Genomic DNA, 16,254 nt, shown 5'->3' on the forward strand with positions numbered 1-16,254 from the left:
TTCTTATGAACGGATGGTCTGTTTTTTTATCTCTTACACAGACTGCGGAAATCGCAATATTCACATTTCCGGGTATCCTCTGTTTGGCTGAATGTTTCTTCTTGGCTGAATATCTCCTGCAGGAGTCCGTGCAGCCGTTCGCGAAACTCGTCTTCGAAGAAAGCGAAGTTGTTGACCGGTACCTTGGGTTGTCGCGGCGCTCCCATTTCGATGACCGGGGAGTAGCTTTCGGAAGCTGCCCGGTGGATGTAAAGTAGGGAAGGGGCTACCTTCAGCGATTGCTTGCGGCAGAGGATGGCGGCGTACAGAAACGTCTGGAAAATATAGTTGGGACGGTTGTCGGCGGGAGTAAACAGTTGTTCTATATTTTCAGGAGTCTTGGGAGTACCGCCTGTCTTGTAGTCCACGATACGTAGCGTGTCTCCTTTGCTGTCCAGGCGGTCGATGGTACCGCCTATCTGTAAGGCAAGCTTTCCTTGCGGAGTATCTATTTCCATCATTTCTCTGACGTCCTGTTCCATACCCTCCATACGGAACGGGGCATATTGCAGGTCATTGCGCAGAAGCTGGCGCAGGTAAGAGGCAATGACTTTGGAATGGATAAGCTGCGTACCGTTATATTCCGGTTGCTCCGTAAGGGGCACATGGAAGAACTTTTCTTTAAAAGCATTGTCCACATAGGCTTGCAGGCGGACATCGTCTTTCAGTAACTGTTCCAGGTCTTCTTTACGTATTTCCCGTCCGTTGGTTGTCAGTTCGTTGTACACCAGTTCGGCAGAACGGTGGAAGATGGTGCCGAAGAGGGCGGAGTCTATTTCGGCGCTTACTTCATCGAGAGCCTTCAGGCCGGCTACGTATCGGTAGTAGAATTTCAGCCGGCAGTCCAGATAGGCATTGAGGGCAGAGGGGGAGAAGAACGCTTTGGGACGTCGGTGGATGTCGTAGGCGTCGAACATCTGTTGCAACATCTCCGGTGTCTTGTGAATCTCAATTTCCAGGGCTTGTTGTGGAGATTGTCCGGCTTCAAGGTACTCAAGGGAGATGTTGTGCGGCGACTCTACCAGGAATTGCAGCATGAAGCGGGACATCTCCCCGCGGTTCAGTCCGTCCGAAGAGATGTTATATAATAAGGTGACGTTTTCTGCCCGTTGGATGAGGCGGTAGAAGTAGTAGGCATAGACGGCATTCTTGTGTTCTATGGTGGTCATGCCGAAGGCCTTCCTCAGGTTGTAGGGAATGAAGGAGGAGTCGCCTCCGGCTTTGGGCAATTGCCCTTCGTTGAGGGAGAGCATGATGAGGTTGCGGAAATCGAGGTTACGCGTTTCCAGCACCCCCATTACTTGCATGCCGATGGCGGGTTCTCCGTGGAAGGGAATGTTGGCAGAGGTAAGCAAGCGGTTCAGCAGTCGCTTCAGCGTGTCTGTGCGCACACCACTCAATTCGCCGGTCTCTATCAGGCTGAGCAGGCGGTTGACGAGGGTGTAGCTTTTGAACAGAGACTCGCGGTACAGCTGGTTGAAGATGTCTTCCACGTCTTTTTCCTGGCGGTAGAGGACGGCCACTTCGCGAAGCAGTTCGGTGAGGTAGCTGCATAGGGCGGCGATGCCGTTCTGTGGTGTAAAGACTTGTTCAAGGAATGCGTCCTGCTTCAGCTCCGAGGGAAGGGGATAGAAGCGGTTGTCCCGGGTAAGCTGTTTTTCCAGTGTTTCGGCATTGGGGGAAAGTTGCCGGGTGTAAGGGTGTTTCAGCAGCGTGATTACGGTTTCGTAGATGTATCGTCCGGTACCTGCATGGTAGCCGGTAGTCTGTAGCTCTACAAGGGCGTTGATAAAACTGTACACCGGAGTTTGGGCAAGGGGAAATCCCATTGTGATGTTGACGTTCTTTACCTCTGCCGGAATGGAGTGGAGGACGGGAAGCAGTAGGGATTCGTTGCAAAGGACAACGGCAGTGTCTTTGAATGAAGAAGGGGTTCTTAATTCTTCATTCCCCCTAATCCATTGCGGCAAGTAGCGGGCTTGTGCATTTTCGGTAGAAGCGGAGATAAAGCGTACGTTCTTGGGTTTCCGCAGTACATCAAAAGAAGTTTCGGGCAGTTGGTTGGGAAACAGCTTTAGGTTGCGGAGGATGAATTCGCCTGCTTCGTGGGTATAGGGCGGCTTTTGCTCAAGGGGAAGACGGGTGTAGAACACGTCGTAATCCCAATAGAACATTGCTTTCCCGGCATCCTGCAAGAGCTGGAAGAAACGGGTTTCTACTCTATTCAGCACGTTGAAGCCGACAAATACATAGCGGTCGTAGCGCAGTCGGTCGGTGTCGAGTTGCTCCATGACATTGCGGTACATCATGCCTTCGTAGGCGATGCCCAGTTCTGTAAGATTGCGGCGGTAGTGGCGGTAGATGTCGCCCAGTTTATCCCAGAGGGAGATGAATTTGGCTTTCAGCTCCGTGCGCTTTTCTATGGAAAAGTTCTGGAAGAACTGGCGGATGGCTTCTTCTTGTTCTTGGTCGAGGAAGTCGTAATTGTCCATAATGTTCTTCAGTTCTTGCAGGTTGCTGAAGAGTTTGTCGGCATCTACAAGGTTTTTGTCTACGTCATCGAAATCGCTGATGAGCAGTTCTCCCCAGAAGTAGAAGTCATCCAGAGTTTCTTCGCTGCGGGTCTCTTCGCGGAACACCTTATACAGTTCGCATACCAGGCGGATAGGGTCGCCGGACTTCAATGGAGAGAGTTGCCGGAACAGTTCGCTGATGCTGACGTAGGCAGGCGACCACAAAGGGCGGTCCGTTTCAGTTGCCAGATATTCGTTGAAGAACAGACTGGCACGTTTGTTGGGGAAAACGATGGCGGTGCGCGAGAGGTCGTTTCCTATTTTGGCGTAAAGGTCGCGGGCGACCAGTTGGAGGAATGTTTCCATGATTTAGTTGATAATTGATAATTAATAGTGGATGGGGAGTGAGTTATACCGGTTCTATGTTGTTCTCCTCTACATACCACAAGTAACCCCGTATATTTTCTGCGACATACCCCATGCGGACCAGCAGTTGCATGTATCCCTGCACCTGCTTGTTGTACTTCTTGTTTGGCTTTCCGAACTTGAAGTCCACCACTACGATTTCTTCGCCACGCATCATCACGCGGTCCGGGCGGCGTGTCCGCAGTTCACCGTTTTCCTGCCAGATGATGTCGCATTCATTGAATAGCTGCCACGTTCCTGAATACCAGTCCTTGACTTGAGGCAGGGAGAAAGCGCGTTGGGTGAGATTGCGTATTTCTTCTTCCGTCTCACTCCGTCCAATCACACCTTCAAAGACGAGCTGGCTGATGGCATTGTCAATGTCTTTTTCCGTTTCGATGGCAGAGAATAGGGTATGCAGCAAACGTCCCCGGTTGATGAAGCGCTGGCTGGACTCTGCTTCGTCCACTCCTGCTATGAAGTCTGCCGAACGGTTGGATTGCCGGAACTCGATGTCGTGGAGCATGCTCTCCATGTGGACGGGCAGTTTGACCGGCTTTTGCGAAAGTCTGTTGACTGGTTGCTGTTCGTAAACCTCAGGTTTACGTTCGCAGTATAGAGGTTTCTGTTCGTAGTATAGAGGTTTAGCTTCGTCGTTAGCAGGGTTGTCTGCGTCATGCTGTGAGACGGGGACGGGGGAAGGGCAAATCTTGCCGTTCTCATATATGGAAGCCTCTTCGTCCCAACTGCCTGCTCCGTCTTTGGCTATGTGGGGCAGGGTGTTGGCAAGGAGTTCGGACATGGTTCCCTTCTGTTCCTTTCGGCTCCAGAGGATGAGGTTCTTGCCGGCACGGGTAAAGGCTACGTACAGCAGATTCAAATTGTCTACCCACAGCTGAAGACGTTCGTGCAGATAGTCCTGCCGGTATATGGATTCCGCCATGGTGGTGGAATAGTTCACCGGTACTAAGCTGATGGCATTATAAGGCTCTTCCGGTGGGGCGCACCACACCAGCTGGTTGTTGGTTTCGTTCTCCAGCTTCCAGTCGCAGAAGGGAATCAGTACGGTATGGAATTCCAGTCCTTTGGACTTGTGGATGGAGAGGATGCGTATGCCGTTCATCTCACCGCTGGGGATGGTTTTGCTGCAAAGGGTTTCGTCCCAGTAGCGGATGAAGCTGGCCAGTTCGGAAGAATTGCTTTGCAGATACTCCGTCACAGCATCGAAGAAGGAGAAGAGGTAGGCATCCTGCTTTTCAATGCGGCTCATGCCGAAGATGCTGAACAGTTCTTCCAGTAACTCATACAAAGGCATCAAGCGCAGCGTTTCCCGTCGGGAGGTAAAGGTTTCGGGCAGGGGAGTGGCTATGATGAATCCCGACTGCTCGTCATTTGTCATTTGTAATTTGTAATTCTCCATCAGCGCAGCCTCCGCAATCTTGTTCTCCGGATTCGATAGGCAGCGCAGGGCATCCATCAGCATGCAGATGGCAAGAGAGGCATCCAGACGGAAAGCTTCGTCGGACACGACAGAAAGATGCAGTTCTTTGTCAAAATAGTCGGCTATCGGCGGGATATTCTTGTTCTTGCGGACAAGGATGGTGATATCATTCAGTGTTACGCCCTCTTCCAGCAGCCGTTGCACCTCTTCTCCTAAAGCGAGAAGGGTCTGCTCTGTATAGTTGTGTTCATCGTCCGGTTCCAGGAAGGTGGCTTTTACGTAGCCGTACTCCGTGCTCTTGGGCGATTCCTGCACTACGTCGGCATAAGCGCGTTTCAGGGGTAGGCAATCCTCTTTCAGTTCGTTCAGGTGTAATGCATTGAGGTAGTCTATGGCAGCGGTAAATACCTGGTTGTTGAAACGGATAATGTTGGTTTCGCTACGCCGGTTTGTTTTTAGGGTTTCCACACGGACGGGGAAGGAGTTTAAGTTTAATTCTTTATTTCCCAAGCTGTTCAGTATTCCCCAGTCCCCGTTCCGCCAGCGGTAGATGGACTGCTTCACATCTCCCACAATCAGACTGTCGGCTCCTTGCGAAAGTCCTTCGAGCAACAGCAGACGGAAGTTGTCCCATTGCATGCGGCTGGTGTCCTGGAATTCGTCAATCATGACGTTGCGTATGTTGGCGCCGATTTTCTCGAAGACGAACGAAGAGTCACCCTCGCGCACCAATTTGTGCAGCAGGGCGTTGGTGTCCGAAAGTAGAAAGCGGTTATGTTCTCGGTTCAGTGTACGTACCTCCTCGTCAATATGGTTGAGGAGTTGTAGTTTGTTGAGATGCTGGAGCGAGAGACGGCAACTGTTCAGGGTGCGGTTGCGTTGCGGACGCATTCTTTCGGCTTCCTGCAGTAGAGGTATCAGGCTGGTTTTTGCCAGACAGATGATGTCGTCCTTTCGTGAGGATGTTTTCGTTGCCCAGTTTTTTGCATCTGCCAGGCTGTTTTGCAGGGTGGCGTTCAGCACATCTTTGTCAGACAGTCTGCCGTCGCGCAGTTTGCGGAAGTAACTGCCGATGCCTCGGGCACCTCCTTTCAAGTCTTCGGGAGTGAGGGCATGCCCTTCCAGTTCGCCTTCAAACTGGTCGTAGAAACTTTTCATCTGTTCCAGAGCCTCGGTTTCCATATCGCGCAGCACATCCCGGTAGAGTTTCAGCGTGTTCGGAGTACGAAGGCATTGCCGTAGTTTTTCTCCGCGTTCTATGTAGCTTTCATCGAAGATGTTTCGTCCGAAACTTTTCACCTCATTCGATACGTTCCAGCGTTTGTCGTCGCGGATGCGCTCGTCGATGTAGTCCAGGAGCCATGCCAGCACGGGAGAAGTGGGGGTAAGCTTCTCGATGAGGCTGTCTACGGCATCACTCAGCACTTCACTGTTGTTCAGCTCTATGTTCAGGTTAGGACTCAGTTCCAGTTCGCGGGCAAGGTTGCGCATCACAGATTGAAAAAAGGAGTCGATGGTTTCCACGCGGAAACGGCTGTAGTCATGCAGCATGTATTGCAGTGCCATGCCGGCCCGTTGACGAATCTCCCCGTCCGTCAATCTGTCCCCGCCTTCTTCTTTAATTTTTAATTTATAATTTTTAATTCTCTCCAAGTATGCTTCGGAAGAAGGTGCTCCCTTCCAGATACCGTAAAGCTGTGTCAGTATGCGCTCCTTCATCTCTGCCGTAGCCTTGTTGGTGAAGGTTACGGCAAGTATCTGCCGGTAGGCGCGTGGATTGATTATCAAATGCTTGATGTATTCCACAGCCAGCGTAAAGGTCTTGCCTGAGCCGGCAGAGGCTTTGTATACTAATAATTCCATGTAAATTGCTGCATTGAGTATGTATCTGCAAACGTACACAAAAATAATGAGAAAAATAAATGCTTCCCTGCTTTCTCTTATAGAAAGAAGTGGGAAGCATCCATTATTGAGGGGCTATGTGTAGGGGCTGTGCTACATTACCGGCGTCTGGAAAAGAAATACAAATCCTTTGCTGTCTTTCAAATCCTTTATGGCATCTCCGGCATAGATTTCTCCGTTTGTCAGTGAGAGTTTCTTGATTCCTGCATTCGGGCTAAAATCGATTTTCTTCAGGTCGAGCCAGAACAAGTTAGGGGTCAGTGTGGACTCAAAATAATATACTTTGTTCTTCTGGTCGGATACAGAACGCCAACGGGTGGAGGAGATATGGGGCTTGTCCGGTGTGGTGATACCGAACGGTACAGAAACATTGCGCATTACGCTCAATACACTGGGTACAGCAATCTTTGCATCCGCTGTTTGCGGAATGGCATTGATGTAGAACGATGCGCGTACAAAGCGGTCACTGGAGCGGTTGGTTCCCGGCAACATATTCAGTCCGCCTACCTCTTTCCAATAGTCGTTGATAGCCAGCTGGAGTTCATATTTGGGAGAGTTGGTCATTACTTGATACTGCTTGCCTTCATGTATCTCAAGGTTTCCGTCTATGTATTCCAGGATAGCCGTGTTTCCGGTTTCATCTGTGATGGCCAGATGCAGGGTGGAAGCGGCTCCGTTGGGCAGGTCTGGTGCATCAATGCGGAAGGATTCTTTTTTCAGTTCATCCACAGCTTCGCGTACGGTTGCAAAATTGTCGAGTACGTATTGCGTCCAGATACTGATGCCCATAATCGGGCGGTTGTCTCCCGGGCGGTGGTAAACGGACTCCGGAAGGAAGAGCAGGCTGGCAACCAGACCTTTCTCGTTCATACCGTCGCAGGTACCTATGTCATAACCGGCGGCAATGACGCTACCGTACTTGGAAGTCCAGTTCACTGTATTCCCTTTGTTGTAGCCTGCCCTTTGCATGCCTCGTGGGAATACATAGATGTTACTCATAAGGTCTTCTTTCCAGTCCATCGTACGTCCTGTAATGACTGTATTGTCAGGACCGATGTAGGTGGCTCGGGTACACGCTTCTGTTTGTTGCACACTCATGGAGGCTATGGCAGCCAGTGCAACAGCTATTGTCTTTATTGGTTTATTCATCTCGCTTTTGTCTTTATGAATTAATACTCTGTTTCATAGAATAACAAAAGGAGGGGAGTATAGTTTGAGAAAAAGAGGTGAAATCCCTTACTCGTCTTTTTCTTTCAGCAATTCCTCCATCTTCAGCACCTCGTCCCGATACTGTGCGGCTTCGATAAAATCGAGTTTCTTGGCAGCCTCCTGCATAAGCTTCTTGGTACGTTCGATACTCTTTTCCAGTTGCTTGCGGCTCATGTACTGTACTATAGGGTCGGCAGCCATCGTAGATGTACTTTCTTGTTCCACATAGGGGCGGGGAGTGCTGGAAGTGAACTTCTCGCTGCTGAGGACGGCTTCGCCGGAAGCCTCGTTGGTGGCAAACACATTGAGGTTCTTGGCTTTCTTGATTTGCTGTGGTGTGATGCCGTGCTCTTCGTTGTACTTCAACTGCTTCTCGCGACGGCGGTTGGTCTCGTCGATGGTCAGTTGCATGCTGTCCGTTATTTTGTCGGCATACATGATGACCATACCGTTCACGTTACGGGCGGCACGTCCGGCAGTCTGTGTCAGTGAGCGGTGGGAACGAAGGAAACCTTCCTTGTCTGCATCGAGAATGGCAACGAGAGAGACTTCAGGCAGGTCGAGTCCTTCACGCAGCAGGTTGACACCGACAAGTACATCGTAAATGCCCTCGCGCAAGTCACCCATAATCTTCACACGTTCCAAAGTGTCTACGTCGCTGTGGATATAATTACACTTCACGTTGTTGTTCAGCAGATATTCCGTCAGTTCTTCAGCCATTCGTTTGGTGAGGGTGGTGACGAGGGTACGCTCGTTCTTCTCGATGCGTGCTTGGATTTCTTCCATCAGGTCGTCTATTTGGTTGTGGCTGGGACGCACCTCAATAATGGGGTCTAACAGTCCCGTCGGGCGGATGACTTGTTCTACTACGATGCCTTCGGATTTCATCAGCTCATAGTCTGCCGGTGTGGCGCTGACGTAAATCACTTGTTTGGCCATCTCTTCGAATTCATCGAATTTCAGCGGGCGGTTGTCCATGGCAGCCGGTAGGCGGAATCCGTACTCCACTAGGTTTATCTTGCGGGCGCGGTCACCTCCGTACATGGCACGTATCTGCGGGACGCTGACGTGGCTTTCGTCAATGACTATCAGGAAATCTTCGGGGAAGAAGTCCAGCAGGCAGTAGGGGCGGGTACCGGCAGCACGCCCGTCAAAGTAGCGAGAATAATTTTCAATGCCGGAGCAATGTCCCAATTCGCGTATCATTTCCATATCATAGGTCACCCGTTCCTGCAAGCGTTTGGCCTCGAATGGGCGGCCTTCGTTTTCAAACCATTGCACCTGCTTGTGAAGGTCATCCTCTATTTCGTGTATGGCACGCAACGTGGCTTCCTTGGTGGTCATGAAGAGGTTGGCGGGATAAATCTTGTAGGCATCGAACTTGGCGACGGTAACGCCGCTCATAGGGTCCACTTCCTCAATACTGTCTACCTCGTCTCCCCAAAAGGTGACGCGCAGCAAGTTGTCGGCGTAAGCCAGATAAATGTCCACCGTATCGCCTTTCACGCGGAAATTGCCGCGGTTCAGGTCAATGTCGTTGCGTACATAAAGACTGTCCACCAAGCGTCGCAGGAAGACATTGCGACTGAAATTCTTGCCTTGCTGTACTTCGATGACGTTGTTGTAGAAGTCTGCCGGATTCCCCATGCCGTATATGCACGAAACGGAGGATACCACCACTACATCTTTCCTGCCCGAAAGCAGGGCAGAGGTGGCGGCAAGGCGCAACTTGTCTATCTCGTCGTTGATGGCGAGGTCTTTTTCTATATAGGTGTCCGATGATGGCAGGTAGGCTTCGGGCTGATAGTAGTCGTAGTAGGACACATAGTATTCTACGGCATTGTTCGGGAAGAATCCCTTGAACTCGCTGTACAACTGGGCAGCCAGCGTCTTGTTGTGGCTCAATATCAGCGTTGGCTTGTTGATGTTGGCAATGACGTTGGCTATGGTGAATGTCTTTCCGGACCCGGTGACACCGAGTAATGTTTGTGCAGGAAGTCCCTCATGCACGCCCTCGGTCAGCTGTGCGATGGCTTCCGGCTGGTCACCGGTAGGTTGGTAGGCGGATGTCAGTTCGAATTTGTTCATTTTCTCTTCTTAGAAGCGGCAATATTCGGTAAAATCTTTGAGATAAACAAAATTTTTTTGTTTACTTTGCAGCTATATTGATAACAACCATTAATAATTGTAATACAACGAAGAACATGATTTGGAATGAAAGCATCGAATGCATGGATCGCGAAAGCCTTCGTAAAATCCAGAGCATTCGTCTCAAAAAGACTGTGGAGCGTGTGTATCATGACACTCCTTTTTATCGTAAGAAAATGCAGGAACTGGGAGTTACTCCCGATGACATAAACAGTATAGATGATATTGTAAAACTGCCTTTTACTACCAAGTACGACTTGCGGGACAATTATCCCTTCGGCCTCTGTGCCGTACCTATGAGCCAGATTGTGCGTATTCATGCCTCTTCCGGCACAACCGGAAAACCCACTGTGGTAGGCTATACCCGAAAAGACCTTTCAGCATGGTCCGAATGCCTTTCACGGGCCTTTACCGCCTATGGTGCCGGTAGCTCGGATATTTTCCAGGTGTCCTACGGTTACGGACTTTTTACCGGCGGACTGGGTGCGCATGCCGGTGCCGAGAATATCGGCGCTTCCGTCATCCCGATGTCCAGCGGCAATACGGAGAAGCAGATTACATTGATGCATGATTTCGGTTCTACCGTACTTTGCTGCACGCCCTCATACGCCCTCTATCTGGCAGATGCCATCAAAGACTCCGGTCTTCCCCGTGAAGAGTTTAAGTTGAAAGTGGGAGCCTTCGGCGCCGAGCCGTGGACCGAAAGTATGCGTCGGGATATTGAAACCAAGCTGGGTATCAAGGCATTTGATATTTATGGGCTTAGTGAGATTGCCGGCCCCGGTGTAGGTTACGAATGCGAGTGCCAGCACGGTACCCACCTCAATGAAGACCATTACTTCCCCGAGATTGTAGACCCGAAGACCCTCGAACCAGTTGCCCCTGGAGAAACCGGCGAATTGGTGTTCACTCACCTTACCAAAGAGGGGATGCCGCTGTTGCGCTACCGTACCAAGGACCTCACCGCCCTGCACTACGATAAGTGCTCCTGCGGACGTACACTGGTTCGTATGGACCGCATCTTGGGACGTAGTGATGACATGCTGATTATCCGTGGTGTCAACGTGTTCCCCACGCAGATAGAGTCCGTTATCCTCGAAATGCCGGAGTTCGAGCCTCACTACCTCTTGCTGGTAGACCGCAAGAACAATACCGATACCATGGAGTTGCAGGTTGAAGTTCGTCCCGAATACTATTCCGACGAAATCAACAAGATGCTGGCTCTGAAGAAGAAGCTTGTGGCCCGCCTGCAGAGCGTACTCGGTCTCGGCGTAGATGTCCGTTTGGTAGAACCACGCAGTATTGAGCGCAGCGTAGGTAAAGCCAAGCGCGTTATCGACAACCGCAAATTGTAAATCGCCAAATTGTACATTGTACATGGTAAATCGTAAATTGTCAAATCGTAAATAAACCTATGGTAGCAAAACAACTTTCCATTTTTCTGGAGAACAAGTCCGGTCGCCTCACAGAGGTGACTGAAGTTCTTGCAAAAGAAGGTGTCAACCTTTCTGCTCTATGTATTGCAGAGAATGCCGATTTCGGTATCCTTCGTGGCATTGTTTCCGAACCGGATAAAGCATATAAGGCTTTGAAAGATAATCACTTCGCAGTGAACGTAACGGATGTAGTAGGCATCAGTTGTCCCAATATCCCCGGTTCATTGGCGAAAGTACTCCGTTTCCTCTCCGATGAAGGCGTGTTCATCGAGTACATGTATTCCTTTGCCAATGGTGAAACGGCCAATGTCATCATTCGTCCCAACGACATGGATAACTGTATCCGTGTATTGACAGAAAAAAAGGTCGATTTGCTGGCGGCAAGCGAACTCTATAAACTGTGAAAACGAAGGATTAGGGAGGAAGGATTAGGGATTAGTGATTAGTGACTGTGCTATCAACCTGCATAGTCCTCATCCCTAATCTTTCACCATTCATCCCTAATTCCTGCCCGTTCGTCTGGTTTTTGAAAAATTAAGGCTCGTATCGTTGCTTTATTCGATGCGAACCCCTATCTTTGCGCATTATTTGAACAAAAGTAATGAAGAAGAACATCCTAATAACTCTGCTTGCAGCATTGCTGCTCTCCTCGTGTGGAGAATACAACAAATTGCTGAAAAGCACAGATTACGAATACAAGTACGAAGCGGCAAAAAATTACTTCGCAAAAGGCCAGTACAACCGTGCTGCCACTTTGCTCAACGAATTGATTGCCATTCTCAAAGGTACTGATAAGGCAGAGGAATCCCTCTATATGTTGGGCATGAGTTACTATAACCAAAAGGATTATCAGACTGCTGCGCAGACTTTCATTCAATACTACAACGTTTATCCCCGCGGCACATTCACTGAACTGGCACGTTTCCATGCCGGTAAAGCTCTATATTTGGATACTCCGGAGCCGCGTTTGGACCAATCCGGTACGTATAGTGCCATCCAGCAGTTGCAGATGTTTATGGAATACTTCCCGCAAAGTTCCAAGAAAGAAGAAGCGCAGAACATGATATTTGCCTTGCAGGACAAGCTGGTGATGAAGGAGTATCTGTCTGCAAAACTTTATTATAATATGGGTAATTATCTGGGCAACAACTATCAGGCTTGCGTTATCACTGCGCAGAATGCTTTGAAGGATTATCCCTATACCAACCTACGTGAAGATTTATCCATTCTTATCTTGCGTGCCAAGTATGAGTTGGCTGTGTATAGTGTGGAAGATAGAAGAGCCGAACGTTACCGTGAAGCGGTGGATGAATGTTATGCCTTTAAAAACGAATTCCCTGAAAGCAAGTATACGAAGGAAGCCGACCGAATCTTCAAGGAGTCACAGAAAATGCTGGGCGAGGGAGGCGAAGAACAAGAGTAATTAGTAATTAATAATTTGTAATTAATACTATAGATAAATTTATGGATTACAGAAAGACAAATGCTCCTACTACTACGGTGACCCGTGATATGATGGAGTTGTGTGAGGATACCGGTAATGTATACGAAAGCGTAGCGATTATCGGAAAACGTGCCAACCAGATTAGTGTGGAAATCAAAAACGACCTTTCCAAAAAGCTTGCTGAGTTTGCCTCTTACAATGACAATCTGGAAGAAGTGTTCGAAAACCGGGAACAGATTGAGATTTCCCGCTATTACGAAAAACTGCCGAAGCCGACATTGATTGCAACACAAGAGTATGTGGAAGGTAAGATTTATTATCGCAATCCGGCTAAGGAAAAAGAAAAATTGCAGTAATGATACAGCGTATTCAATCTGTTTATTTGTTGTTGGTAACCGTCCTGCTGGTTGTGGCCATCTGCATGCCCGTAGGACAGTTCATCGGAGCGGACGGAGTGACGGCGCATGTTTTCAAGCCTCTGGGAGTGGCTTTGGCCGACGGAGGATTTCAGTCTACTTGGGGCTTGTTCGGAATATTGCTGCTCAGTGCACTGGTTGCCTTCTGTACGATATTCCTTTTCCGTAACCGTATGTTACAAATACGCATGACGATTTTCAGCAGCATCCTGCTGATAGGTTACTACATAGCCTTCTGCGTATTTATGTTTATTTTGAAGGGCGATTTGGATGCCACGGCTTTCCAGCTTGGATGGGCGCTTTGCCTTCCGGTGGTAGCCATCATCCTCAACTATCTGGCCTTCCGTGCCATCTACAAAGATGAGGTGATGGTGAAGGCTGCAGACCGTTTAAGAAGATAAGAAGGTTTATCTACTTGATAATAACAAAAGGCAGACCACGTATTTCATTCGGGATACGTGGTCTGCCTTTTTTATCGTTTCTGCTTGGGGTTCAGCCGTTCCCATTATACTGTTCCCATTAGAGGAGATAGTCGTTCCTACGAGTGAAACGGGTGTTTCCCTACAAGCATTACTTCTTCAAGTCAAAGAGATAAGTTACCTTGGCCGTAATGACTCCGTGTGCGGAGCGCGAGAAAAAGTCCTTCTTGGTGCTGCCATAGAAATCGGACAAAGCATAGTAGTATCTTCCTTCTACAATGAAATTGCCTGCCTTGGTGCGTAGTTCTATGCCTGCTCCACCTGCAATGCCGTAGTCGAATTTGTTGTCTATGGCTTTGCCGTGCTGTTCCACGGTGATGTTGGTGTAGGAGTCTGCTACAGTGCCGTCCCAGTCGCCGTCTATCTTTTCGCTGTCGCCAAGCAGGAAGCCTATCTGCGGACCGGCATGGATGAAGAATTGCAGACCGCGGTCCTTGCCGAAGGCCAGATGTGCCAGGAAGGGTATTTCCACATAGTTCATGGTGCGTGTGTAGCTCAGTGTGGGATAGTCCTCATAGTACTCGTCCCAACCGTGCTGCGAGAAGTTCAGCTCGATTTGTGCACCGCAAATCATGCTGAAATATTTCTCGGAGATATATCGGGCTGTCACACCACCGTTGATGCCCATCAGATTCTTCTGCTTGATAGAGGGAGAGAAGCTTACGCTATTCAGATTGATGCCTCCATTGACGCCCACAGCGAAGTTGTGGCGTTGCTCGCCCACCTGCGCATGCAGGGGCAATATACATGCACACATCAGCAGGGCGAATATGATGATTGTTCTCAGGTTCATGCTATAAGTTATAAGTTACAAGCTACAAGCTACGAGTTAATAGTTATATAGTGGATTATCAGATGATTAATCATTAATCCCTAATCATTAATCAAAGTCCAGCTTCACCAGCTCAAAATTCTTGGTGAAGTGCACAAAAAACACTTTCTTGTTGATGAAGCCCCCCCAGTTGTTTACCCGTTGGAACTTGAAGCCGGTCTGGATGGGCACCAGGTCCAGCCCCTGCATGTTCTTCTCGAAGGAAGAGCCATAGCGCGCAAGTCCTTTCAGGAAGAAATAACCGGTATCGAAGCCCAACATGCCGAATTTGGGATAGCGTTCGTCCATCTCCTTGCCATACCATCTGCGGTAGCTCTTGGTGAAGTTGATGGCGGCAGGAAGCAGGTTGTTGGTATAGAAAGAGGAATAGAAATAGGTGTCCAGTTCGAAGAAGGCTTCCAGGTGGTCTTTGGTGTAGGTCTGCCACTCCGGATAGCCGAACAGATGGACACGGCTTTCGGGTTGCTCGCGTACCAACAGCGTCAGTTGGGGAAGTATCTTAATCAATGTCAGGTTGCTGCCGGATGTGGGGATGAAGATATTCTCACGGTCCGTGCGTAATACTGTTTTCAGGGATTCTACAGTGACATCCTCTTTCAGGCTCTTCATCGGGATGGAACGGTTGCGCAGTTCGTCTTTCAGTCCCTTGATGAATTCTGCCTTGTCCTTGGCGCCTTGGCTGGCTTCAATGAAGATGACGTTGGCGTTGGGGAACTGGCGCACAAAGTGGTCGTACACCTCGGAGTACAGATAGGATTGGGGGGTATTTATCTGATAGACCGCCGGATTCTGGAATACCGTGTTGTCTTTCGATGTGAATGGTATCACCAGGCGCGTGTCTTGTTTCTTGGCAAACTCGGCCAGCGGCTTGATGTGCTGTTGGTACAGAGGCCCGAAGATGATGTCCATGTCCTTCATCTCGCTTTTACCCAGGATGGAGTTCAGCGAGGCACTTTCGGGACCCGAATTGTAAGTGTACAAGTCAATGGAAGTGCCGGTACGTTTCAGGCTGTCTACGGCCATCAGCAGGCCTTCGTAGTATTCCACCATACGGGAAGACTCGCTCTTCGATACCCCGTTCAGGAAGGGGAGGATGACGGCAGCCTTGATGGTGCTGAAGCGCTCTGTCTCTTTCTTGTTTTCACGGAATAGCTCGCTGTCGGTAGGCATTGCCTGCGGCTGCGCGCTTTGCTCCGCTTGCGCCTTGGGATAGGGAATGCAGAGGAAGGTTCCCTTCTTTATTTTGTTTTCACCTTTCAATTCCGGGTTGGCGGCTATCAGTTCGGCTTCGCTGATGCCGTATTCACGGCTGATGCTGAATACGGTTTCTTTCCGTTTCACCTTGTGCATGTCACGGCATCGTGACTCTACGGGGCCGGGAATATTGTTGTTGGCAACCACAGTGTTGCTTTGGGTCTCAGCTGGGGCAGTGGTCTCGGCTTCGGCTGTAGAGGGAATGAGGATGACTTGTCCGATACGGAAATTCTCGGCGCTCAGTCCAGGGTTGGCGTCACAGATGGCTTTGGCAGATACGTTGTATTTCACGGTCAGCCGGTAGAGGGTCTCGCCGGATGCGATGGTGTGGTATGTTTCTTTTTGTGCGTTGGCGGCACTGCGGGGGATACGCAGCGTGCGTCCGATGAATATTCTCTCGTCACTGCCGGGATTCAGTTTGATGATGTCTGCCTGGCTGACGCCGTACATGCTGGCGATGGAGTAGAGACTTTGTCCTTTTTCGATGGTATGCAGGAAATAAGATTGGTTCTCTTGTGCCACTGCACCCAGCGTGCATGCGCCGGCAAGCAGCAGGGAGCAGATAATGCGGTTAATCGTTTTCATTCAGTAATCGTTGGTTTATGTTTACAATTTCCCAAAGTAGCTGCAAAGGTACGAATATTGTGGCATTCAAACCAAAGGATTGCGTTAAGAAATAATATTGTGCATTTCAAAACTGAAAAATAGCGCTTTTCGGCTGATATTCGGGGGGAAA

11 protein-coding genes are annotated in these 16,254 nt (G+C 49.5%); 5 read left to right on the forward strand and 6 right to left on the reverse strand.

What is annotated here, in order from left to right; translation table 11 throughout:
- Positions 1 to 26: 26 nt before the first annotated feature.
- The 4 genes from DWZ67_RS03600 to uvrB all read right to left on the reverse strand — a co-directional run bounded on the left by DWZ67_RS03600 (position 27) and on the right by uvrB (position 9,597).
- Positions 27 to 2,918 (reverse strand): PD-(D/E)XK nuclease family protein, encoded by a 2,892-nt coding sequence (locus DWZ67_RS03600; RefSeq protein WP_009038619.1) that lies wholly within the window; start codon positions 2,916 to 2,918, stop codon positions 27 to 29.
- A gap of 43 nt (positions 2,919 to 2,961) precedes the next feature.
- A complete protein-coding gene (locus DWZ67_RS03605; protein ID WP_044467630.1) occupies positions 2,962 to 6,261 on the reverse strand; it encodes a UvrD-helicase domain-containing protein in 3,300 nt (1,099 codons plus the stop codon).
- 132 nt (positions 6,262 to 6,393) lie between these two features.
- A complete protein-coding gene (locus DWZ67_RS03610; RefSeq protein WP_044467629.1) occupies positions 6,394 to 7,449 on the reverse strand; it encodes a linear amide C-N hydrolase in 1,056 nt (351 codons plus the stop codon).
- 87 nt (positions 7,450 to 7,536) lie between these two features.
- Positions 7,537 to 9,597, reverse strand: a complete 2,061-nt coding sequence (gene uvrB / locus DWZ67_RS03615; protein ID WP_044467628.1) for an excinuclease ABC subunit UvrB — start codon at positions 9,595 to 9,597, stop codon at positions 7,537 to 7,539.
- 116 nt (positions 9,598 to 9,713) lie between these two features.
- On the opposite strand from uvrB, the gene DWZ67_RS03625 reads away from it, so the two are divergent.
- From DWZ67_RS03625 to DWZ67_RS03645, 5 genes are all read left to right on the forward strand, one after another.
- On the forward strand, positions 9,714 to 11,012 hold the full coding sequence (locus tag DWZ67_RS03625; protein ID WP_005825361.1) for a phenylacetate--CoA ligase family protein: 1,299 nt from the start codon (positions 9,714 to 9,716) through the stop codon (positions 11,010 to 11,012).
- A gap of 59 nt (positions 11,013 to 11,071) precedes the next feature.
- Entirely contained in the window at positions 11,072 to 11,497 is a 426-nt protein-coding gene (locus DWZ67_RS03630) for an amino acid-binding protein (protein ID WP_005825359.1), read from the forward strand.
- Positions 11,498 to 11,694: 197 nt separating this feature from the next.
- On the forward strand, positions 11,695 to 12,516 hold the full coding sequence (locus DWZ67_RS03635) for an outer membrane protein assembly factor BamD (RefSeq protein WP_005836575.1): 822 nt from the start codon (positions 11,695 to 11,697) through the stop codon (positions 12,514 to 12,516).
- Between the two features lie 41 nt (positions 12,517 to 12,557).
- On the forward strand, positions 12,558 to 12,893 hold the full coding sequence (locus DWZ67_RS03640) for a DNA-directed RNA polymerase subunit omega (RefSeq protein WP_005825356.1): 336 nt from the start codon (positions 12,558 to 12,560) through the stop codon (positions 12,891 to 12,893).
- Entirely contained in the window at positions 12,893 to 13,354 is a 462-nt protein-coding gene (locus DWZ67_RS03645; protein ID WP_005836580.1) for a DUF4293 domain-containing protein, read from the forward strand. Before DWZ67_RS03640 ends, DWZ67_RS03645 begins: the two co-directional genes overlap by 1 nt.
- Before the next feature lie 169 nt (positions 13,355 to 13,523).
- Here the strand turns inward: DWZ67_RS03645 and DWZ67_RS03650 are convergent, their stop codons facing one another.
- Together DWZ67_RS03650 and DWZ67_RS03655 are read right to left on the reverse strand one after the other, a co-directional pair.
- Entirely contained in the window at positions 13,524 to 14,225 is a 702-nt protein-coding gene (locus tag DWZ67_RS03650) for a porin family protein (RefSeq protein ID WP_016273570.1), read from the reverse strand.
- A gap of 87 nt (positions 14,226 to 14,312) precedes the next feature.
- Positions 14,313 to 16,103, reverse strand: a complete 1,791-nt coding sequence (locus tag DWZ67_RS03655) for a LysM peptidoglycan-binding domain-containing protein (protein ID WP_120138153.1) — start codon at positions 16,101 to 16,103, stop codon at positions 14,313 to 14,315.
- Between the last annotated feature and the right edge of the window lie 151 nt (positions 16,104 to 16,254).

The organism is Bacteroides sp. AF34-31BH (genome assembly GCF_003602795.1).
Classification (GTDB): domain Bacteria; phylum Bacteroidota; class Bacteroidia; order Bacteroidales; family Bacteroidaceae; genus Bacteroides; species Bacteroides uniformis.